Source organism: Micromonospora sp. CNZ295 (genome assembly GCF_004217535.1).
Genome location: NZ_SHKZ01000001.1, coordinates 6165862 through 6186778 on the forward strand (window position 1 = coordinate 6165862; position 20917 = coordinate 6186778).

The following is a 20917-nucleotide window of genomic DNA, read 5'->3' on the forward strand; positions in this document are numbered from 1 at the left end:
TGCTCGGGCGGCCCGGGTGCTTCCGGATCGGGTCAGGTGGTGGTGGGCCGGTTTCGACCGAGGAACTGGGTGAGGCTGCGGAACTGGACCTGCTGGACCAGGACGGCGGCGACGATGATGCCGCCCTTGACCATGTTCTGGGCCTCGGTGGAGAGGCCGTTGATCGCGAAGAGATTGGTGATCGTCGCGAAGATGATCACCCCGAGCAGGGAGCCGATGATGGTTCCCCGCCCGCCGCTGAGCAGCGTGCCGCCGATGATCGCGGCGGCGATCGCGTCCAGCTCGTACAGGTTGGCCATGGCCGCCTGGGCCGAGTTCGCCTGGGCGGTCAGCATGATCGCCGCGATGCCGCAGCACAGGCCGGAGAGCGCGTAGAGCAGCAGCGTGTGCCGCTTGACGTCGATGCCGGCGAGCCGGGCGGCCTCCGGGTTTCCGCCGACGGCGACCGTACGCCGGCCGAAGGTGGTGCGGTTGAGCAGCACCCAGCCGGCCGCGACGACGGCGGCGAGGATGTAGACCAGCAGCGGGATGCCGAGCAGGTTCGTGCTGGCGATGCCGTTGATGAAGTTGTTGTCCGAGACCTGGGTCTGCTTGTCGGAGATCTCGGCGGCGAGCCCCCGCGCCGCCACCAGCATCGCCAGCGTCGCGATGAACGGCACCAGCCGCCCGTACGAGATGAGCAGGCCGTTCACCAGGCCGACGCCCAGGCCGACGGCGAGCGCGCAGAAGATCATGCCGCCGGCCCCGTAGCTCTGCGTCGCGAGGGTGGTGCACCAGACCCCGGCCAGGGCGACGATCGCCCCGACCGACAGGTCGATGCCGCCGCCGATGATCACGAACGTCATGCCGACCGTGACCACGCCGACCACCGAGGCGAGCTTGAGGATGCTGAGCACGTTGTCCCAGACCCAGTCCGGATTGGAGTAGAGGTCGGAACGCGTGACCGCACCGATGATGATCAGCACGATCAGCACCCCGACCAGGGCGAGGTTGCGGCGGGCGCCCTCGCCGCCGTCGCCGTGCCACCAGGACAGCCGGCCGCCCGCCGCGGCCTGCTCGCCGGCCGGGGCGGTCTCCGCCGGGTCCACCGGCGGCGACTGCGCCGGCAGCTGCGCCCCGCGCTCCGGCGCGGCGGTGGAGGTGGGCGGGCTTTCGCTCATGCCGGTGCGCCTTCCATCAGGGACCCCGCCATGACGAGGTCGAGCACGATGTTCTCGTCGAGTTCGGCGGCCGCTGCCTCGCGGACGACCCGGCCCTCCCGCATGACCAGCACGCGGTCGGCCAGGCCGAGCACCTCCGGCACCTCGCTGGAGACCAGCAGCACCCCGACACCACGGGCGGCGAGGGCGCGGACCACCTGGTACAGCTCGGCCCGGGCGCCGACGTCCACGCCCCGGGTCGGCTCGTCCAACAGCAGCAGCTTCGTGTCACCGAGCAGCCACCGCCCGACCACGACCTTCTGCTGGTTGCCGCCGGAGAGCGTGCGCACCGGCCGGCGTACGTCCCGGGGGCGCAGGTCCAGGCTCGCCGCGATGCGGTCCGCCTCGGCCCGCTCCTTCCCGGTGTCGGTGAAGCCCGCCCGCGCGTACCGGCCGAAGGTGGCCAGCGTGACGTTGCGGTAGATCGGCTCGCCGAGCAGCAGCGCCTGGCTCTTGCGCTCCTCCGGGGCCATGCCCAGGCCGGCCCGGACGGCGGCGCCGACGCTGCCCGCACGCAGTCTCCGCCCCGCCACGGTGACCGTGCCGGCCTCGGCGCGGCGGGCGCCGTAGATCGTCTCCAGCAGCTCCGAGCGGCCGGAACCGACCAGACCGGCGATGCCGACGATCTCGCCGGCCCGCACCGACAGCGACACGTCGGCGAACTCGCCGGCCCGGGTCAGCCCGTCGACGCGGAGCAGCTCCGCGCCGGACGGCGCTTCGGCGGGCCGGTCCGGGAAGACGTACTCGATGGTGCGCCCGGTCATCCGGGAGACCAGGTCACGGGTCGGGGTGTCCCGCGCGGACAGGTTCGCCGCGGTGGTCCGGCCGTCCTTGAGTACGGTGACCCGGTCGCCGATCTCGCGGATCTCCTCCAGCCGGTGCGAGATGTAGATGACCGCGATGCCCTGGGCGGTCAGCTCCCGGACGATCCGGAACAGGTTGTCGACCTCGTCGTGCGCGAGCACCGCGCTCGGCTCGTCCATGATGATCAGCCGGGCCTCGTGCGACAGCGCGCGGGCCATGCTGACCACCTGTTTCGCGGCGGCCGGCAGCGACCGCACCAGCCGGTTCGGCGGGATCTCGGCGTGCCCGAGCCGGCCGAGGATCTGCCGGGTCCGGCGGGCCATGTGACCCCGCCGGACGAAGCCGAAGCGGCGTGGCTCGTGGCCGAGGAAGGCGTTCTCCGCCACCGACAGGTCCTCGACCAGGTCCAGTTCCTGGTAGATGGTGGCGATGCCGGCGCGCATGGCCGCCTGCGGGTTGGCGAAGGTCACCGACTCGCCACGCCACTCGACGGTCCCCGAGTCCGGGCGGTGCACCCCGGCCAGGACCTTGATCAGGGTGGACTTGCCGGCGCCGTTCTGCCCGAGCAGGCAGTGCACCTCGCCGGCGCGTACCTCCAGTTGCACGCCGTCGAGGGCGCGTACGCCCGGGAAGGTCTTCACCACGTCGGTGAGGCGCAGGACCACCTCGCCCGCGACGGTGTCCGCGGGGGCCTCGACCAGCGGAGCTTCGGTCACGGCGACCTCCTCGGGCTGCTGCTCGCTCATCCGCGGCCCTCCGCTTCGCTCGCTCATGCCGCCTCCGCGAAGGCCAGGTCGCTGGCGAGGACGGCGGCGCCGGCGACGCCGGCCCGCGATCCCAGCTCGGACAGGACGACCGGGAGGTTGCCGGTGGCCAGGGGCAGCGACCGGCGGTAGACCACGCTGCGGATCTCGGCGAGCAGGATGTGGCCGAGCTGGGCGAGCCCGCCGCCGATCACGATCATTGACGGGTTGGTGAAGCTGACCAGCGCGGCCAGGACGCCGCCGACGCGCCGGCCGCCCTCCCGGATCAGCTGGATGCAGGTGACGTCCCCTTCGACCGCGCCCTCGGCGACGTCCAGGGCGGTCACCTGTCCCCGCGCGGCGAGCCGCTCGGCCAGTGCCGGCGACGTGCCGTTGCGGGCGGCCACCGTCGCGTCCTTGGCCAGGGCGGCGCCGCTGAACAGCGCCTCCAGGCAGCCGACGTTCCCGCAGGAGCACATCGGACCGTGTGCGTCGACCTGGATGTGGCCGATGTCGCCGGCGCAGCCGTCGGTGCCCCGGTAGACCTCACCGTTGAGGTAGATGCCGCACCCGATCCCGGTGCCGATCTTGACGAAGAGGAAGTCGTCGACCGAGTGCGCGACCCCGCCGTGGCGCTCGCCGATCGCCATGATGTTGACGTCGTTGTCGACCACCGCCGGGCAGCCGTGCTCGCGGGTGAGCAGCTCGCGGACGGGGAACCGGTCCCAGCCCGGCATGATCGGCGGGGAGACCGGGACGCCGTCGCGGAAACTGACCGGGCCCGGCACGCCGATGCCCACCGCGTCGAGCCGCTCGTACGCGCCGTCCACCCGGGCCTTGTGCAGCAGTTCGTTCACCCGCTGGAGGGTCACCTTCGGACCGGTGCGGATGTCGGCCGGCTCGGCGTACGCCGCCACCGGCTCCAGCCGGCCGTTCACCACCTCGACGTCGATCGAGCTGGCGCCCAGGTCGACGGCGGCGAAACGGAGCTTCGGGCTCAGCTCGACCAGAGTGGAGCGACGCCCGCCCCGGGAGGCCGCGAGCCCCGCCTCGGCGACGTATCCCAACCCGACCAGACGCTGCAGCTCGGCCAGCAGCCGCGGGCGGGGCATCTGGAGACGGTCGGCCAGCTCGGCCCGGGAGACGGCGCCCTCGTCGCGGAGCAGCCGCAGGAGGCGTACGTGCAGGGGGTCGATGGTCCGCACCCGGACTCACCTCTTCGTCGGGTCGTCCACATCGACGCGACGCCGATGTGCGTGCCGACACAGTAGGAGCCTTCCGCGCCGCCTGTCCAGACCTTCAACCAATCCGCCGCCAACTTTTGTCCATCCGAACAAAAGCAATCGAGTGGATCAAGAAAACCCGGAGCCCCGCCCCCGCGATCTTGCACTTTGTGCCCCGACAAAGCGGACTTATAGGGCACTACGAGGGCCAAAAGTGCAAGATCGCGAGGGAAAAGGGGGGTGCGGGTCAGGGGCGGGTGTTGCGGTGCTTGCGGAGTTTGCGGTCGTCGCGCAGTTCGACGTACGGCTCCTTGTCGCGAGGGCTCAGGCCCGCCTCGATGGCGCGGCTGCGCTCCAGCTCGGCGTCGAACTCGGCGCCCAGCAGGATGGCGATGTTGCTCAGCCAGAGCCACACCAGGAAGATGATCACCCCGGCGAGGGCGCCGTACGTCTTGTTGTACGAGGCGAAGTTGCTGACGTACAGCGCGAACAGACCGGAGATCACCAGCCAGATCACGACGGCGAGCACGCCGCCGGGGCTGACCCAGCGGAAGCCGCCGTGCCGGGCGTTCGGCGAGGCCCAGTAGAGGATCGCGAACATCAGGCTGACCAGGACCAGCAGCACCGGCCACTTGGCGATGTTCCACACCGTCACGGCGGTCGACCCGAGCCCGACGGCGTCCCCCACCGCCTCGGCGAGCCCGCCGGTGAAGACGACGATCACGGCGCTGGCCAGCAGCAGCACGCCGATCACCGCGGTCACGCCGACGCGGATCGGCAGTGTCTTCCAGATCGGCCGGCCCTCCGGCACGTCGTAGATGGTGTTCGAGGCGCGCATGAAGGCGGCGATGTAACCGGAGGCGGACCAGAAGGCGGCCAGCAGACCGACGATCGCGGCGATGCTCGCCAGCCCGCCGTTCGCCTGCGCCTGGCCGATGGCCGTGTCGATGATCTGCCGGATGTTCTCCTGCGGCACCGCCTGGTTGACTGTGTCCCGGACACCCTCGGTCGCCCGGTCCCCCAGCAGGCCGAGCAGGGAGACCAGCACCAGCAGCCCGGGGAAGATCGAGAGCACCCCGTAGTAGGTCAACGCGGCGGCCCAGTCGGTGAGGCTGTCGTCGGAGAACTCGCGGACGGTGCGCTTCAGCGCCGCCCACCAGCCGGTGCCGGGCAGGTCGGTCGGGCCGTCCGGCCCGTCGTCCGGGCCGACCGGTTCGTCCCGGAAGGCACGCCCGTCGCGGGCGTTCTCGTCGGCGGCCATCGCCCCTCCCTCAGGTCGGCTGCGTGCCCTTCGACATGCCCCGACCGCGCCGCCGGTTAACCACCTACTTGTAGAGCAACCGGCCCATCCGGCGGGACGCGACCAGCAGACCGAGCGCCAGCGCCGCCACCAGGTAGAGGACGTCGAGCAGCCAGCCCCAGCCCCCGGTGCCGGCCGTGATCCCACGGACCAGGTGCACCGCCCGGTAGAGCGGGGTCACCTCGACCAGCCAGCGCAGCAGCGTCGGGTACGCCTGCGCGGGGACGAACGTGCCGGAGAACAGGAAGAGCACGAACTGGGCCGACCCCATCAGGTCGAAATCCTGCCAGCTGCGCATGAACGTGGAGATCGCCATGCCGAGCGCCCCGAAGGCGAAGCCGACCAGCACCGCCGCCGGGAAGGCGGCCAGCGCGCGGGCGGGGGTGGTCAGGTCCATCACGGCCATCACCACCAGGAACGCGGCCGAGTACGCGCTGCCCCGCAGCATCGCCCAGGCCAGCTCACCGAGGGCGATCTCGAACGGCTGCACCGGGGTGGCGATCACCCCGTCGTACAGCTTCATGTACTTCATCTTCCCGAAGAAGTTGAAGGTGGTCTCCGCGAGCGCGCCGGTCATCGCCGACGAGGCGAGCATCGCCGGCGCGACGAAGGCCGCGTACGTGACGACCGTGCCGCCGGGCAGCGTGACGTCGCCGACCAGCGCGCCCACGCCGACGCCGATCGAGAGCAGGTAGAGCAGCGGCTCGACGAACCCGGAGACGAGCAGCAGCCAGTAGACCGACTTCAGGGCCGCGACGTTGCGCTCGGTCACCGAGGCCGACCGCCGCGACGCGGCGGAGACGTCGACCAGCCGGGGCAGGACCAGACTGACCATCACTTGCCTCCCTAGACGACGAGCTTGCGGCCGAAGGCGCGGCGGGCCAGCAACCAGCCGCCGACGACCCAGGCGGCGAGGTAGAGCAGGTGGCCGGAGACGGACCACTGCGGAGCGACGCCGAGCGTCGCCGCCCGGCTCAGGTCGACCGCGTGCCAGAGGGGGGTGGCGTACGCGAGCCAGCGCAGCCCCACCGGCAGCGACTCGACCGGGAAGAACACCCCGGCGAAGAGCGTCATCGGGATCACCGCGAACCGGAACAGCATCGCGAGCCAACTGTCCGTGTCGACCGCCGCGGCGTACGCGAACGTGGGCGTGGCGACGGCCAGGCCGAGCAGCGCCGCGACCGGCAGCGCCAACACCGCCGACGGCGACCGCAACGCCCCCAGCAGGCCGGTCACCAGGATGAACCCCGTGATCGAGGTGAGCACCCGGAACAGGACGAAGGTCAGGTGGCCACCGAGGATGTCGCCCACCCGCAGCGGCGCGGCGCCCTGCGCGAAGTAGACCTTGATCCATTGCAGGTTGCCGTACACCGGCCAGGTGGACTCGGCGATCGCCACCTGCAGGGCCGTCGAGGCGACCAGCCCCCCGACGATCCACTCCAGGTAGGACACGCCGCCGACGCCCTGGTCGATGTACGCCCCGACGCCCACGCCGAACCCGAGCACGGTCAGCGCCGGCAGCAGGAACGACGAGAAGACCCCGGCCCGCCAGGTGCGCCGGTAACCCACCAGGTAGTACTCGAACACCGCCAGCGCCGGCACCCGCGGCAGGCTGGGCGCGGCCCGCTCCCCCGCAAGCTGTGTCATGCCACTCCGCTCCCCGTTCACCCGGCCTTCCTACCGGACCGGTACGACAGACCTCGGCCACCCTACGGCCGGCGGGTACGGAAGGGCCTCCGATTAACGCCTCCGGTAGCGGACGGGGCCCCGGCTCAACGCGGCGCCCGGAGCAGCGCCGTCAACGCGTACCCGAGCAGCAGCAGCCCCGCGTGCTCCCCGTGGTCCCGGCCGGCGGACGCGGTCCGACCCGCTCGGCGGGGGCCGATCCTACGGGCGAGGCCGTGACGGCGGCGACGGGAAGCCTGGACAGCCTTAATCTACATAGGTAGAGTAGCGGCATGGAGCCGCTCGAACGGATCGGCAGGACAACCGTCGACGTGCTGCGGGTGCTGCTCGACGGCACGCAGCCGCGCTGGGGCCTGGAGATCATCAAACTGACCGGCCGGCCGTCCGGAAGCGTCTATCCCCTGCTGGAACGCCTCGAACGCCATGGCTGGGTCACGTCCTCCTGGGAGGAGGAGACCGGGCGGCGCGGGCCGCGGCGGCGGATGTACCAGCTCACCGCAGACGGGGCCCGGGAGGCCCAGCGGGTGTGCGCCCGGGCGGCCGCACGCGCGACCCCGGTCCGGACCACCCGGCCACGGGAAGCCTGATGCGACAGCTCACCGCCGCCCTCGCCCTGGTCCGCTGCGCCGCCGCGCTGCTGCCCGCCGCCCACCGCGCCCGCTACCTCGAGCAGTGGCGGGCCGACGTGCACGGCGCCGCCGAACTCGGCCTGTCGCCCCTGCGCCTGGCGGCGGGGACCGCCGTCGCCGCCGCCCACCTCACCGTCGTCACCCGGAAGGACACCCACGCCATGCAACCCATCGGCCCGCTCGCCCTCGCCCTACGCCTCGTCGGCGACGCCGGCGCCCGCCGCCGCGCCACGACCCTGGCCGCGCTGCTCGGGGCCGCCCTGCTGGCCGGCGTCGGGCTGCTCCTCGCCGGCTGACGCGCTCACCCGGCTCGCGCCCGGTGACGTCCGGTCGCCGGTCCGGTCAGTCCACCAGGGTGCGCCCGGTGAGGTGCAGGAAGACGTCCTCCAGGCTGCTGCGGCGGACCAGCACGTTGACCGGGTGCAGGCCCAGCGCGGCGACCTCGGCCACGGCCGAGTCCCCGTCCGGAACGTAGAGCAGGATGCGGTCGGGCAGCACCTCGACCCGCTCGCCCAGCCCGTCGAGCTTGCCGGCGAACGTCTCCTGGGACTCGGTCGCGAAGCGCAGCTCGACCACCTCACGGGTGGAGTGCTGCTCGATGAGCGCCCGCGGCGACCCTTCGGCGACGATCCGCCCGCCGTCCATCACCACCAGGCGGTCGCAGAGCTGCTCGGCCTCGTCCATGTAGTGCGTGGTGAGCACCAGCGTGACGCCCTGCTGCTTGAGCCGGAACAGCCGCTCCCACACCAGGTGCCGGGCCTGCGGGTCGAGCCCGGTGGTCGGCTCGTCGAGCAGGACGATGTCCGGCTCGTTGACCAGCGCGCGGGCGATGGTCAGCCGGCGCTTCATGCCGCCGGAGAGCGGCTCGACCTTGCTGTCGGCCCGCTCCGCGAGCTGCACGAAGTCGAGCAGCTCGGCGGCGCGGGCCCGGGCCACCCGGCGGGGGATGCCGAAGTAGCGCGCGTACGTCGTCAGGTTTTCCCGGACGGTCAGCTCCGGGTCGAGGTTGTCGAGCTGGGGGCAGACACCCAGGCGGGCCCGGATGGCAGGCCCGTCGCGGACCGGATCCATGCCGAGAATGCGCAGCTCCCCGCCGCTTGGCGGCGAGATGCAGCCCACCATGCGCATGGTGGACGACTTGCCGGCGCCGTTGGGCCCGAGGAAGCCGAACGCCTCACCGGCGCGGACCTCCACGTCGATGCCGTCGACGGCGGTGAAGTCGCCGAACCGCTTCACCAGCCCCCGTGCCTGGATGAGTGGTTGAGCCGTGGTCACGGGCCGACCCTACCGGCGGCCTCCGACACTCCCCACCGAGTTACGCCGGCCGCCGTACCCCTGTCCGCGCCGGCCGACGCGGTCACCGCCGCGCCACCGACCCCCGCTCGCGTCACCGCCGCGACCGCGCCGGTGGCGAGTGGAACACCATGGTCGTCTCCGGCCCTCGGTGGCACCCATGGTGTTCCACCCGTCGCGTCGACCAGCGGCGGGAGCGCACGGTGCCGGCGGCTTGGCGGCGTCCGACGGGCAGGGACCGCGGGCCGCCGGCGAACGCGGTCGCCGCCGGCAGCGCGCGCCGCTGGACGATCGGCGGGAACGGTCAGAGGGTCGCGTCGGGGGCGGTCGCCGCGCGGGCCGCCGCGACCAGGCGGTCGGCCTCGGCCAGCACCGCCGGGTCGTCGGCCGGGGTCCCCGGCTCGAACCGGACCGTCCAGGTCAGGCCGTCGACCCCGGGCTCGCGCCGGGCGACCACCCGGCCCGCGCCGCCGGGCACCGGGTGGACCTGGGTGTACGCCACCGAGCGGGTGACCCGCGCCCGGACCTGGTGCGGCAGGTCCCCCGGATCGAGCAGCAGGTACGTCTCCGCCGGCGCGTCGGCGACCACCAGGTAGCCGTCGCGCTCGGCGACCTGCTCGGCGGGGGTGACGGTCAGCTCCCGGCCGGACCAGACCGCCTTGAGGATGTCGTGCCACCCGATCCGGTGCCCCCGGCCCGGCAGCCAGAGGCCGAGGTTGGTGGCGACCAGCACCCCGTCACCCTCGCCGTTGCCGGCGGCGGCCCAGCCGAGCACCCGCTCCTCGGCGGCGAGCGGCGGGCGGTCGGCGGGCGGCAGCTTCGGCCGGCGACGGAACAGTGCCATGTGCTACAGCCCTCCCGCGGCCTGCTCGCGCAACGCCCGGGCGTGCTGCTCCAGCGACAGCAGCTCGCCGAAGGCGGCGAAATAATCGTCCTTGTTGCTGACCGGGTTGATCCGCTGGATCTTCGACTTCAGATCCCGGATGCGGCCGGTCACCGACCCCCACTGCAACCGGGCCATCGTCACCGAGACGTAGCGGGGATCCGGCTCGCCGTCGATGCGCAGCGGCTCGACCGCCAACTCGCCGACGAGCGCCTTGGCCGCCAGGTCGTCGCAGGCGTCCCGGACCGACTCGATCCAGACCGCGCCCCCGGTGGCCGCCGCCGCGCCGCCGGCCGCCGCCACCGCCGCCCGGACCGCCACGTGCACGGGGTGCCGGTACTCCGACGCCTCGACCGCGTCGAACATCGGCCCGGCGAGCACCGGAACCTGCAGGGCCAGCTTCAACGCCTCCCGCTCGACCATCGACTGCGGGCTGTCCACCGGTGGCTCCGCGGGGACGGGACGCGGCGGGGCACCACCCGCCCGGCCGGACGCCGGGGCGTTGGCGGCCGCCAGCACGGCCCGCTGCACCGGCTCGATCTCCATGCCGAGGTCACCGGCGAGCTTGCGGACGTACTCCGGGCGCTTGTCCCGATCCTTGAGCTTGGCGACCAGCGGCGCCGCCCGGCGCATCGCCTCCACCCGGCCGTCGACGGTGTCCAGGTCGTACCGGCTGATCACGTGCCGCAGCGCGAAGTCGACCAGCGGCTCGCGGCGGGCGACCAGATCGCGTACGGCCAGGTCGCCCTTGGCCAGCCGCAGCTCGCACGGATCCATGTTGTCCGGGCTGACCGCGATGAACGTACGCCCCACGAAGCGCTGGTCGTCGTCGAAGGCGCGCAGCGCCGCCTTCTGCCCGGCCGCGTCCCCGTCGAAGGTGAAGATGATCTCCCCGGCGACCGCGTCGGTGTCGAGCAGCAGCCGCCGCAGCACCCCGATGTGGTCGGCGCCGAACGCGGTGCCGCAGGTCGCCACGGCGGTCGGCACCCCGGCCAGGTGGCAGGCCATCACGTCGGTGTAGCCCTCGACCACGACCACCTTGCCCTGCTTGGCGATCTCCCGCTTGGCCTGGTCGATGCCGTAGAGGACGTGCGACTTCTTGTAGATCGGTGTCTCGGGGGTGTTCAGGTACTTCGGGCCGTCGTCGTCGTCGAAGAGCTTGCGGGCGCCGAATCCGATGACGTCGCCGGTCAGGTCCCGGATGGGCCACAGCAGCCGGCGGCGGAACCGGTCGATGAGGCTGCCCGAACGGGCCGGCCGGGACAGCCCGGCGGTGACCAGCTCGTCGTGGCTGAAGCCCTGCTGGCGCAGGTGCTTCGTGAGCAGGTCCCACCCGTCGGGGCCGAAGCCGCAGCCGTACCGCTCGGCGGCGGCCCGGTCGAAGCCGCGCCGGGCCAGGAACTCGCGGGCCGGCCGGGCCCCGGGCGTGGTGAGCTGCGCCCGGTAGAACTCGACGGCGGCCGCGTGCGCGGCGACCAGGCGCTGCTTCTGGCCCTGCTGGGGACGGGCGCGCGGCGCGGAGTGGTCGCTCTCCACGTACCGCAGCTGGAGGCCGGCGCGGCCGGCCAGCCGCTCGACGGCCTCCACGAAGCTGAGGTGCTCGGCGTCCATCAGGAACTTGATCGCGTCGCCGCCCGCGCCGCAGCCGAAGCAGTACCAGACGTTGCGGGCCGGCGAGACGTTGAACGACGGGCTCTTCTCGTCGTGGAACGGGCAGAGGCCCTTCAGGTTGCCGCCGCCGGCGGACCGCAGGGTGACCGTCTCGGAGATGACGTCCGCGATGGAGGTGCGCTCGCGGACCAGCGCGATGTCCTCGTCCCGGATCCGCCCAGCCATGGCCGCCACCTCCTCGGCCTACATCCTGCCCTGCCCGACCGACGTTCCGGCGGCGGGGGGACGTGCTGTGGCGTGGACCGGCGGCCGTCCCCCCGCCGGCCCACGTGCAGCCCGGCCGTCGCCCGCCGGCCCGCGTGCGGCGCGGCTGTCGCGCCGCTGGTGGATCAGAGGACGCAGCTGCCGTTGTCCGGGTTGACGCACTTGGCGCGGCTCCACAGCGTGGCGAAGTTCGTCCGGAAGTCGGCCGACACGGTCGGGTGCTCGATCTTGACGAAGGTCTCGTCGTGGTCGGTCAGCGACGGCCCGGTCAGGTTGTGCGAGCCGGTGAAGACGATCGTCCGCCCGGCCGTGCCGTTGTAGTTGCCCTTGACCACCAGGTACTTCGAGTGCACGCCGACCACCCGGCCGTCGTGGTTGCCGCTCTCGCCGTCGTGGTACTTCTTCAGCGCCACGTTCGCGGAGCGGGTCAGGATCGCCCGGACGTCGTCGCCCATCGACCCGTAGACGATCCGCACCTGGCAGCCCAGCCGGGCGATCCGCAACAGCTCGTCGGCGACCGCCGTCCGCGGGTTGGTGAACATCGCCTGGGCCACCTCCACCGAGCAGCCGCTCTCGTACCTGGTGACGTAGCTGAGGACGTTGCGGACCGTGTCGCCGCTGGCGCGCGGTGAGTGGTAGACGGTGACCGCGGTGCCGGGCGACTTGTAGTAGCCGTCCGGCGCCGAGTAGAAGTCGTTGTTCTTCCGCTCCGCCCGCAGCTGGTTGAAGTACCGGGTGAAGTGGTCGTACAGGTCGTAGTCCTCGTGCACCACCACGGCGTTGTTGAACAGGTTGTTCTGCGAGAACGTGAGGTTCTGCGAGGTGATCAGGACGACCCGCTTGCGGGTACCCGACGTGGAGAACGTGAAGAACTTGTTGTGGTTGATCGAGGTCGACCGCCGGTTGGCCACGCAGGCGCTCGACCCGGCCACGGACGCCGCGGAGCTGCCGCAGAACACCAGGTCGTCGAGGCCGGCGGAGCGCAGGGTGGCGATCGCGGCGTTACCCGGGTCGAGGTTGACGTTGTCGGCGCCCTCCCGGTCGACCACCACCCGCACGACCACGCCGCGGGCCGCCGCCCGGGCGAGCGCCTCGGCGACCACCGGCGAGGTCCAGCTGAACATCGCGCCCCGGATGTAGGACCCGGCCGGGGTGGCGTCGGCCAGCGCGGCGATCTCGTTCTCGATGGTCCGGTCCCGGGTGGCGTCCTCGCTCGGGACGTTGAACCGGGTGTAGGCCGGGAAGCTCGCCAGGGCCACGGTGTCGTCGGCCAGCTCGGGCGCGTAGCCGCCCGGTTGGGGCGCGGGACCGGCCGGTGCGGCCGCGGCGCCGGGTCCGCCGGCGAGCAGGGCGAGAACGAGGGCGGCGGCCACCACGCCGGTCCGGCGCGTTCGCAAAGTCATGCACTGATGTCTATGTCAACTCTTGCCACTCTTCAATACCTGTGCGGCGAAAATCTGCAACCGGAGGCGTTCAGCGGGGCCGGCGACGCAGGTAGCGGGTGACCGGCGGCGGGTCCTCCTCCTCGTAGGAGCGGGCCGCGCGGACCGCGGCGGCCAGGCCGTACCGTTTGCTGGGCGGCGCCGGGCGGACCGCCGGATCCTGCGACATCTCCTTGACCAGCGCGGCGGCCAGGGCGAGCATCACCACCACGAACGGCAGCGCGACCATGATCGTCGCCTGCTGGAGCGCGTCCAGGCCGCCGGCGAGCAGCAGTGCCGCCGCGGTCGCGCCGATCAGCACGCCCCAGCTGACCACGAGCACCCGGTGCGGGCGCAGCGCACCCCGGGAGGTGAGCGACCCCAGCACCAGCGAGGCGGAGTCCGCGCTGGTGACGAAGTAGAGCGCCACCAGCACCATGGCCAGCCAGCTGGTCAGGACGGCCAGCGGCAGCGCGTCGAGCAGCCCGAACAGCGCCTGCTCGGTGCCGGCCGCCGTGTCGGCCACCAGGTCGCGGGTGCCGGTGGCCTGGGTACGCAGCGCGCTGCCGCCCAGCACCGCGAACCAGATCGCGCTGGCCCCGCTGGGCACCAGCAGCACGCCGACCAGGAACTGCCGCACCGTGCGCCCACGGGAGATGCGGGCGATGAAGGTGCCGACGAACGGCGCCCAGGAGATCCACCACGCCCAGTAGAAGATCGTCCACGAACCCAGCCAGGACGGGTCGGAGAACGCCCCGGTACGGGTCGACATGAAGATCAGGTTGCTGAGGTAGTCGCCGACCGAGGCGGGCAGCACCTCCAGCGTGTAGACCGTCGGCCCGACCACGAAGACGAACAGCATCAGCAGGACCGCCAGCACGACGTTGGTGGTGGACAGCCACTTGATGCCCCGGTGCAGCCCGGAGAAGGCCGAGACGACGAAGGCCAGGGTCAGCGCGCCGATCACCACCAGTTCCACCGCCCTGCTGTCCGGCACCCCGGCGACCAGGTCCAGGCCGGCGGCGACCTGGAGCGCGCCCAGACCGAGGCTGGTCGCGGTGCCGAAGACCGTGGCGAAGACCGCCAACAGGTCGATCACCCGGCCGGCCGCGCCGTCCGCGTGCGCGCCGAGCAACGGCCGGAACACGGCCGAGATCCGGTTCTCCCGCCCCTTGCGGAACGTCGAGTACGCGAGCGCGAGCGCGACGACCGCGTAGATCGCCCACGGGTGCAGCGTCCAGTGGAACAGGGTGAACTGCATGGCGGCCGAGGCGGCCGCGCCGGTCTGCGGCTGCACGCCGGTGGCCGGTGGCGGCGTGGCGTAGTGCTGGATCGGCTCGGCGACGGCGAAGAACACCAGACCGATGCCCATGCCGGCGCTGAACATCATGGCGATCCAGGCCAGCGTGCTGAACTCGGGCTGGTCGGAGTCGGCACCCAGCCGGATCGCGCCGAACCGGGACAGCGCCAGCACCACGGCGAGCACCAGGAAGGCGTCGGCGGCGACGACGAAGAACCAGCCGAACGTGTCGATGGCCCAGCTCAGCCCGGACTCACCGAACGCGGCCAGCGACTCCCGGGCGAGGATCCCCCAGGCCACGACGGCCAGGACGCCCGCCACCGCGAGCGCCAGCACGACCCGGTCCACGCCCTCGGCGGCGGGCCGCCGCTCCACCTGCTCGCCCATGACCACCCCCAGCCCATCCTGCTGGTCGGGCCGCCCCGGCAGGGTCGAAATCGACGGACGGGCCGCGGGAGTCCCCGGTGCCGGCTGCGGCAGCGGGCGGGTGGGCGCGGGCTCAGGCGACGTACGCGGTGGCCTCCTCGGCCTCGACCTGACGGTTCCAGTCCGGCTTGCTGGCCCGCCAGCCCTCGTCGTCCATGCCGCGCCGCCAGTAGCCGGAGATGGAGAGCCGTTCGCGCGGGATGCCCCGCTCGACGCGCAGCAGCCGGCGCAACTGCTTGACGAAGGACGCCTCGCCGTGGACGAAGGCGTGCACGTCCCCGGGCGGGAAGTCGAGGGCCCGGACCGCCGTGACGAGCGCCTCCCCGACCGGCCGGTCACCGCGGTGCAGCCAGGTCAGCCGCACGTCGCCGGGACTGGGCAGGGGCTGCTCCTCGGCCGGGCCGCTGGTCTCGACGACGACGGTGGCCGGCGCCCCGGCCGGCAGCCGTTCGAGCGCGGCGGCGATCGCCGGCAGCGCGCTCTCGTCGCCGACCAGCAGGTGCCAGTCCGCGTCCGGGCTCGGGGCGTACCCGCCGCCGGGGCCGACGAAGCGCACCGGGTCGCCGGGGCGCAGCGCGGCCGCCCACGGCCCGGCCAGGCCCTCCTCGCCGTGGTGCACCACGTCCACGGTCAGCTCGCCGGTGCGGGGATCGAAGGCCCGCACGGTGTACGCGCGCAGCCGCGGCCAGTACGCGGGCGGCAGGTCACGACGGATCGCCGCCAGGTCCATCGGCTCGGGGTAGACCACGCCCGGCACCGGGAAGAGGATCTTGATGTAGTGGTCGGTGAACTCGCCCACCGGCAGGCCGGCCAGCTCGTCGCCGCCGAGCACCAGCCGGACGACGTGCGGGGTGGGCCGCCCGGTCCGGACGACCCGCGCGGACGTTACCTTCTTCGGGCGCTCCGTCATGCGACTTAGGCTAGCCTAAGTTGCTGACTCCGCCCACCGGCGGGGTGCCGCCGACCAGGCGGGCGTGCCAGTCCACCGCCCCCGGGTCGGTCAGCGACGCGACCTGGTCGACAACCACCCGCAGCCGGGCCGCGTCGTCCGCCGCGGCCCGCCACAGCGGGGCGAACACCGCGTCCAGCGCGTCGGGCGCCCGGTCGGACAGCGCGCCGACCAGGTCGGCGAGGATCCGGCGCTGGCGCTCGTAGCGCTCGGCGGAGCCGGGTCGGCGCATCACGTACCGCAGGGCGATGCCCTTGAGCAGTGCGCACCGGGCGCGGACCTCGCGCGGCACGATCAGGTCGGCGGCGTACCGGCGGTGCGGGCCCGGGCCGAATCCGGCCTGGGTGGCGGCCACGGCCGCCGAGACGAAACGCCCGGTCAGCACACTGGTCGTCGCCTTCAGGGCGGCCTGCGCCCGGTGGCTGCCGTCGTACCCGGCAAGGGGCGCGAGCACCGGGTCGGCGAGCAGGTCGACGAGCACCTCCGCGAGGTCCGCCGGAGACTCGCCCGAGTACGTCGTGGCCACGTCGGCGCAGAGCGCCGCCCGCTCGTCCGCGTCCAGCAGCAGCGGGCGCAGGGTCAGGTAACCGCCGTGGATGCCGTCCTCGACGTCGTGCACCGAGTACGCGACGTCGTCGGCCCAGTCCATCACCTGCGCCTCCAGGCAGCGCCGCTGGTCCGGGGCGCCGGCGCGCAGCCAGTCGAAGACCGGGCGGTCGTCGGCGTACACGCCGAACTTCCGGTCACCCGGCCGGCGGGGCCACGGGTACTTGCTGACCGCGTCCAGCCCGGCCCGGGTCAGGTTCAGCCCGGCGGAGGCGCCGTCCGGTCCGATGACCTTCGCCTCGAGGCGGGTGAGGACGCGCAGCGTCTGGGCGTTGCCCTCGAAGCCGCCGCACGGCGCGGCGAGGACGTCCAGCGCGTCCTCGCCGTTGTGCCCGAACGGCGGGTGCCCCAGGTCGTGGGCGAGCCCGGCGGTGTCGACCAGGTCCGGGTCGCAGCCGAGCCGCGCGCCCATCTCCCGGGCGATCTGGGCGACCTCGAGCGAGTGCGTCAACCGGGTGCGCAGGAAGTCGTCGGTCCCGGCCGTGTGCACCTGGGTCTTGGCGGCCAGCCGCCGGAACGCCGCCGAGTGCAGCACCCGGGCCCGGTCCCGCTCGTACGCCGACCGGCCGTACCCGGTGTCCTTCGGGGGCTCGTCCACCCACCGCCGCTCGTCCGGGTCGGGTCGGGTCACCCGGAACGCTGCCGCAGGACGCAGAACTCGTTGCCCTCCGGATCCGCGAGCACCGTCCACCCCACGTCGCCCTGGCCGACGTCCACGTGCCGGGCGCCCATGTCCACCAGCCGCTCGACCTCCGCCTCCTGGTCCTCCGGACGCAGGTCGATGTGCAGCCGGTTCTTGCCCTCCTTGCCGCCCGTCACCGGCACGAAGACGATGCCGGGCAATCGGTCGGGCGCCTGCCGGATCGCCACCTCGCCCGGCTTCTCCGTCACGACCTGGTAACCCAGCGCCTCGGCCCACCAGCGGGCCAGCCGCGCGGGGTCACGGGCATCGACGATCAGGCTCTCCCAGGCGCTGCTCATCCCGACAGGTTACGCCCGAACGCTCTCGGCGGCGCGCCCACGACAGCCGGCGGAACCGGCCGCAACCCCCGTTCAGACAGGAGTTGCCGGCCGATCGCAGACGGTCACCGGGGTCGCGGCCGGAGGTGGGCCGGCGGTAACGTTCCCGACGCGCACGGTCACCGTACGGAGAGGACAGACGTGGACGTCGACACGATGGTGGAGTCGGAGTTGCTACGCCTGCGACGGCGCCGTCCGGAGGTGGCCGGCGCGGTGCTGTCCGGCACCGACGGCATGGTCATCGGCAGCGACCTGCCGGGCACGGACGCCGTCCACCTGGCGGCGCTCGCCGCGGCCGGCTACGGTGTGGCCGGCCGGGTGGCGGCCACGGCGCGCCGGGGTGAGTTCCGGGAGGCGATGGTCCGCACCACGGCCGGCGCGGTCGTCACCTACCGGGCCGGCCGGGACGCCCTGCTCACGCTGGTCGCCGACAGCACGGACGACCTGGAAGGGCTGCACGCCGAGGCGCGCGCGGTGGCCGATCGGGCCGGCTCCGCACTGGACGCCCGGCCCCGCGTCCCGGCGCCCGCCACGGCCGCGCCGCCGGCCTACCACACCCCGACGACGACGCTGCCCCGCCGGAGCGCCCACCGCACCGCCTGGCGCCGCCCGCCGATCCGCTGACCGGCAGCGGCGGCGGGCCGTGCGGTAACGGGCCGGGGGAACCCGGGGTGGGTTCCCCGACGGCCGGGCCACGCCCGCCGTCGCCCGCCGGACGTTCGTCAGCGGCTGTCGGACCCGGTGGTCTCCACGGCGGCGCGGCCCGCCTCGAGTCGGGCGACCGGCACCCGGAACGGTGAGCAGGAGACGTAGTCCAGCCCCACCTCGTGGAAGAAGTGCACGGACTCGGGGTCACCGCCGTGCTCACCGCAGACACCGAGCTTCAGCTCCGGCCGCGCCGCGCGGCCCTCCTCGGCGGCGATGCGCACCAGCCGGCCCACGCCGTCGCGGTCGATCGACTCGAACGGCGAGATGCCGAAGATGCCCAGCTCCAGGTAGCGCCAGAAGAAGGCGCCCTCCACGTCGTCCCGGGAGAAGCCCCAGCCCATCTGGGTCAGGTCGTTGGTGCCGAAGGAGAAGAACTGGGCCGCCTCGGCGATCTGGCCGGCGGTCAGCGCCGCGCGGGGCACCTCGATCATCGTGCCGATCAGCACCTCGACCCCGCTGTCCCCGACCACCTCGGCGATGATCTTCTCGGCCTCGGCTCGTACCGTCTCCAGCTCCTGCACCGCACCGACCAGCGGGACCATGATCTCCGGGCAGGCCGACCCGCCGGCCCGGGTGACCTCGACGGCGGCCTCGGTGATCGCGCGTACCTGCATGGCGAACAGCCCGGGAATGACCAGGCCGAGCCGGACGCCGCGCAGGCCGAGCATCGGGTTCTCCTCGTGCATCCGCCGGACGGCGGCGAGCAGCGCCTCCTCCTTGGCCACGTCCTCGCCCCGCTCCTGCGCGACCGCGACGTTGACGGCGAGCTGTTCCAGCGGAGGGAGGAACTCGTGCAGCGGCGGGTCGATCAGCCGCACGGTGACCGGCAGGCCGTCCATCTCCCGGAAGATCTCGATGAAGTCCTCCCGCTGCAGCGGCAGCAGCGCGGCGAGGGCGTCCTGCCGCTCGGCGTCGGTGGCCGCGAGGATCAGCCGCTCGACCAGCTCACGGCGGTCGCCGAGGAACATGTGCTCGGTGCGGCACAGGCCGATGCCCTGGGCGCCGAAGCGCCGGGCGCGCGCCGCGTCCGGACCGGTGTCGGCGTTCGTCCGGACCGCCAGCCGCCGTCGCGCGTCGGCGTGGGTCATGATCCGGTGTACGGCCTTCATTAGCGGGTCGTCGGTCTGCTCCGGGTCCAGCTCGCCCTCGAAGTACTGCACCACCTCGGAGGGCATGACCGGCACCTCGCCGAGGTAGACGCTGCCGGTGGTGCCGTCGATGGAGATGACGTCGCCCTCGTTGACGGTCTGCCCGGCCACGGTGAACTGCTTCGCCGGAATGTTGACGTCGAGCTCGTCGGCGCCGGAGACACAGGTCTTGCCCATGCCGCGGGCGACCACGGCGGCGTGGCTGGTCTTGCCGCCGCGCGAGGTGAGGATGCCCTGCGCGGCGATCATGCCGTTCAGGTCGTCGGGGTTGGTTTCCCGGCGGACCAGGATCACCGCCTCGCCCTCGCCGGCCAGTTCCACCGCCCGGGCGGAGGTGAAGACGACCTTGCCGACCGCCGCGCCCGGTGACGCGCCGATGCCCTTGGCGACCGGCTTGAACTCGTGGTCCAGCTTGAAACGCGGGAACATCAGCTGGGCGAGCTGGGCGCCGTTGACCCGGTGCAGCGCCTCGTCCACGTCGATCAGGCCCTCGTCGACGAGCTGCCCGGCGATGACGAACGCCGCCGCGGCGGTGCGCTTGCCGACCCGGGTCTGGAGCATCCAGAGCTTGCCGCGCTCGATGGTGAACTCGATGTCGCAGAGGTCCTTGTAGTGCCCTTCGAGGCGGGCCATGTAGTCGAGCAGCTCGTCGTAGGACTTCTTGTCGATCCGCTCCAGCTCCTGCAGCGGGACGGTGTTGCGGATGCCGGCGACCACGTCCTCGCCCTGCGCGTTGGCCAGGTAGTCGCCGTAGATGCCCTGGGCGCCGCTGGCCGGGTCGCGGGTGAAGGCGACGCCGGTGCCGGAGTCCGGCCCGAGGTTGCCGAAGACCATGGCGACCACGTTGACCGCGGTGCCCAGGTCGGCGGGGATCCGCTCCTGCCGGCGGTAGATGATCGCACGCTCGGCGTTCCACGACTCGAAGACCGCCCGGATGGCGAGGTCGAGCTGCTCACGGGGGTCCTGGGGGAACTCCCGGCCGGTGTGCGTGCTGAAGATCTTCTTGTACGCGTCCACCAGGGCGCGCAGGTCGTCCGCGTCCAGGTCGAGGTCGTCGGTCGTGCCCTTGGCGCGTTTGGCGTCGTCCAGGGCGTGCTCGAACTCGTCGCCCGGCACGTCGCAGACGGTCTTGCCGAACATCTGGATCAGCCGGCGGTAGGAGTCCCAGGCGAAGCGGTCGTTGCCGCCGGCCTGCGCGCTGAGGCCCACCACGCTGTCGTCGTTGAGGCCGACGTTGAGGACGGTCTCCATCATGCCGGGCATCGAGAACTTGGCGCCGGAGCGTACCGAGACCAGCAGCGGGTCGCGCGGGTCGCCGAGCTTGCGGCCCATCGCCCGCTCCAGCCCGCCGAGATGGGCGCTGATCTGGCCGGCCAACCCGGCCGGCTCGGCGCCGGTGGCGAGGTACGCCTTGCACGCCTCCGTGGTGATCGTGAAGCCGGGCGGCACCGGCAGGCCGAGGTTGGTCATCTCGGCAAGGTTGGCGCCCTTGCCGCCGAGCAGGTCCTTCTGCTCCTTGTTGCCCTCGGCGAAGTCGTAGACGTACTTGTGATCGACCGTCTCTTGCGCTGCCACCAGAGCCTCCCACGCGCGCCGGAATTGACACTTAACGAAGGTTCAGCTGCCACATACCCCGGGGCCGGTCACCGGTAATCCCGGGGCACATGCCGATCGGTGGGCGAAGGTTAAGCGAACATCGAGTGG

At 72.8% G+C, this 20917-nt stretch carries 18 protein-coding genes; 3 read left to right on the forward strand and 15 right to left on the reverse strand.

The genetic code is table 11. The annotated features are described in order from the left end of the window. Nucleotides 1-32 precede the first annotated feature (32 nt). The 6 genes from EV376_RS28660 to EV376_RS28685 form a co-directional block, all read right to left on the reverse strand. Nucleotides 33-1160: an ABC transporter permease gene (locus EV376_RS28660; protein ID WP_130328225.1), complete on the reverse strand. Its 1128-nt coding sequence runs from the start codon at nt 1158-1160 to the stop codon at nt 33-35. After that, nucleotides 1157-2749, reverse strand: a complete 1593-nt coding sequence (locus tag EV376_RS28665) for a sugar ABC transporter ATP-binding protein (RefSeq protein ID WP_130328226.1) — start codon at nt 2747-2749, stop codon at nt 1157-1159. Before EV376_RS28665 ends, EV376_RS28660 begins: the two co-directional genes overlap by 4 nt. 23 nt (nt 2750-2772) lie before the next feature. Beyond that, nucleotides 2773-3951, reverse strand: a complete 1179-nt coding sequence (locus EV376_RS28670; protein ID WP_130328227.1) for an ROK family transcriptional regulator — start codon at nt 3949-3951, stop codon at nt 2773-2775. Between the two features lie 265 nt (nt 3952-4216). Continuing rightward, nucleotides 4217-5230: a YihY/virulence factor BrkB family protein gene (locus tag EV376_RS28675; RefSeq protein ID WP_130328228.1), complete on the reverse strand. Its 1014-nt coding sequence runs from the start codon at nt 5228-5230 to the stop codon at nt 4217-4219. 64 nt (nt 5231-5294) lie between these two features. Then, nucleotides 5295-6104 (reverse strand): ABC transporter permease, encoded by an 810-nt coding sequence (locus EV376_RS28680; protein ID WP_130328229.1) that lies wholly within the window; start codon nt 6102-6104, stop codon nt 5295-5297. Nucleotides 6105-6115: 11 nt separating this feature from the next. Beyond that, a complete protein-coding gene (locus tag EV376_RS28685; RefSeq protein ID WP_130328230.1) occupies nt 6116-6916 on the reverse strand; it encodes an ABC transporter permease in 801 nt (266 codons plus the stop codon). 311 nt (nt 6917-7227) lie between these two features. Here EV376_RS28685 and EV376_RS28690 point away from each other — a divergent pair, with 311 nt between their 5' ends. Both EV376_RS28690 and EV376_RS28695 read left to right on the forward strand, forming a co-directional pair. Continuing rightward, nucleotides 7228-7542, forward strand: coding sequence for a PadR family transcriptional regulator (locus tag EV376_RS28690; protein ID WP_130328231.1), 315 nt, complete (start codon nt 7228-7230; stop codon nt 7540-7542). Then, nucleotides 7542-7880: a hypothetical protein gene (locus EV376_RS28695; RefSeq protein WP_130328232.1), complete on the forward strand. Its 339-nt coding sequence runs from the start codon at nt 7542-7544 to the stop codon at nt 7878-7880. Before EV376_RS28690 ends, EV376_RS28695 begins: the two co-directional genes overlap by 1 nt. Nucleotides 7881-7926: 46 nt before the next feature. Here EV376_RS28695 and EV376_RS28700 read toward each other — a convergent pair whose 3' ends face one another. From EV376_RS28700 to EV376_RS28735, 8 genes are all read right to left on the reverse strand, one after another. After that, entirely contained in the window at nt 7927-8859 is a 933-nt protein-coding gene (locus tag EV376_RS28700) for an ABC transporter ATP-binding protein (protein ID WP_130328233.1), read from the reverse strand. A 322-nt stretch (nt 8860-9181) separates the two neighbouring features. Beyond that, nucleotides 9182-9721 carry an SRPBCC family protein gene (locus EV376_RS28705; RefSeq protein WP_130328234.1) on the reverse strand — a complete coding sequence of 180 codons (540 nt, stop codon included), beginning with the start codon at nt 9719-9721 and terminating at the stop codon, nt 9182-9184. A 3-nt stretch (nt 9722-9724) separates the two neighbouring features. Then, nucleotides 9725-11596, reverse strand: a complete 1872-nt coding sequence (dnaG, locus tag EV376_RS28710; protein ID WP_130328235.1) for a DNA primase — start codon at nt 11594-11596, stop codon at nt 9725-9727. A 164-nt stretch (nt 11597-11760) separates the two neighbouring features. Next, complete coding sequence (locus tag EV376_RS28715) at nt 11761-13038, reverse strand: phospholipase D-like domain-containing protein (RefSeq protein WP_130328236.1); 1278 nt, start codon at nt 13036-13038, stop codon at nt 11761-11763. Nucleotides 13039-13108: 70 nt separating this feature from the next. Next, the gene (locus EV376_RS28720; protein ID WP_130328237.1) at nt 13109-14743 is read right to left on the reverse strand and encodes a BCCT family transporter; all 1635 of its coding nucleotides are present in this window, start codon (nt 14741-14743) and stop codon (nt 13109-13111) included. Nucleotides 14744-14855: 112 nt separating this feature from the next. Beyond that, complete coding sequence (locus EV376_RS28725) at nt 14856-15692, reverse strand: siderophore-interacting protein (protein WP_130328238.1); 837 nt, start codon at nt 15690-15692, stop codon at nt 14856-14858. A gap of 10 nt (nt 15693-15702) precedes the next feature. Next, nucleotides 15703-16968: a deoxyguanosinetriphosphate triphosphohydrolase gene (locus EV376_RS28730; RefSeq protein ID WP_130328239.1), complete on the reverse strand. Its 1266-nt coding sequence runs from the start codon at nt 16966-16968 to the stop codon at nt 15703-15705. Further along, nucleotides 16965-17318 carry a VOC family protein gene (locus EV376_RS28735; protein ID WP_130328240.1) on the reverse strand — a complete coding sequence of 118 codons (354 nt, stop codon included), beginning with the start codon at nt 17316-17318 and terminating at the stop codon, nt 16965-16967. Before EV376_RS28735 ends, EV376_RS28730 begins: the two co-directional genes overlap by 4 nt. 180 nt (nt 17319-17498) lie before the next feature. Here EV376_RS28735 and EV376_RS28740 point away from each other — a divergent pair, with 180 nt between their 5' ends. Further along, nucleotides 17499-17981 (forward strand): roadblock/LC7 domain-containing protein, encoded by a 483-nt coding sequence (locus EV376_RS28740; protein ID WP_130328241.1) that lies wholly within the window; start codon nt 17499-17501, stop codon nt 17979-17981. 98 nt (nt 17982-18079) lie between these two features. Here EV376_RS28740 and ppdK read toward each other — a convergent pair whose 3' ends face one another. Beyond that, on the reverse strand, nt 18080-20788 hold the full coding sequence (gene ppdK, locus EV376_RS28745) for a pyruvate, phosphate dikinase (protein WP_130328242.1): 2709 nt from the start codon (nt 20786-20788) through the stop codon (nt 18080-18082). Nucleotides 20789-20917 lie beyond the last annotated feature (129 nt).

Excerpts from the sequence above, each read along its gene's own strand:
- EV376_RS28705 (WP_130328234.1), bottom strand. The coding sequence starts at position 9,721 with ATGGCACTGTTCCGTCGCCGGCCGAAGCTGCCGCCCGCCGACCGCCCG.
- EV376_RS28675 (WP_130328228.1), bottom strand. The coding sequence starts at position 5,230 with ATGGCCGCCGACGAGAACGCCCGCGACGGGCGTGCCTTCCGGGACGAA.
- EV376_RS28660 (WP_130328225.1), bottom strand. The coding sequence starts at position 1,160 with ATGAGCGAAAGCCCGCCCACCTCCACCGCCGCGCCGGAGCGCGGGGCG.
- EV376_RS28695 (WP_130328232.1), top strand. The coding sequence starts at position 7,542 with ATGCGACAGCTCACCGCCGCCCTCGCCCTGGTCCGCTGCGCCGCCGCG.
- EV376_RS28680 (WP_130328229.1), bottom strand. The coding sequence starts at position 6,104 with ATGGTCAGTCTGGTCCTGCCCCGGCTGGTCGACGTCTCCGCCGCGTCG.
- dnaG (WP_130328235.1), bottom strand. The coding sequence starts at position 11,596 with ATGGCTGGGCGGATCCGGGACGAGGACATCGCGCTGGTCCGCGAGCGC.
- EV376_RS28685 (WP_130328230.1), bottom strand. The coding sequence starts at position 6,916 with ATGACACAGCTTGCGGGGGAGCGGGCCGCGCCCAGCCTGCCGCGGGTG.
- EV376_RS28720 (WP_130328237.1), bottom strand. The coding sequence starts at position 14,743 with ATGGGCGAGCAGGTGGAGCGGCGGCCCGCCGCCGAGGGCGTGGACCGG.
- EV376_RS28665 (WP_130328226.1), bottom strand. The coding sequence starts at position 2,749 with ATGAGCGAGCAGCAGCCCGAGGAGGTCGCCGTGACCGAAGCTCCGCTG.
- EV376_RS28735 (WP_130328240.1), bottom strand. The coding sequence starts at position 17,318 with ATGAGCAGCGCCTGGGAGAGCCTGATCGTCGATGCCCGTGACCCCGCG.
- EV376_RS28690 (WP_130328231.1), top strand. The coding sequence starts at position 7,228 with ATGGAGCCGCTCGAACGGATCGGCAGGACAACCGTCGACGTGCTGCGG.
- EV376_RS28715 (WP_130328236.1), bottom strand. The coding sequence starts at position 13,038 with ATGACTTTGCGAACGCGCCGGACCGGCGTGGTGGCCGCCGCCCTCGTT.
- EV376_RS28725 (WP_130328238.1), bottom strand. The coding sequence starts at position 15,692 with ATGACGGAGCGCCCGAAGAAGGTAACGTCCGCGCGGGTCGTCCGGACC.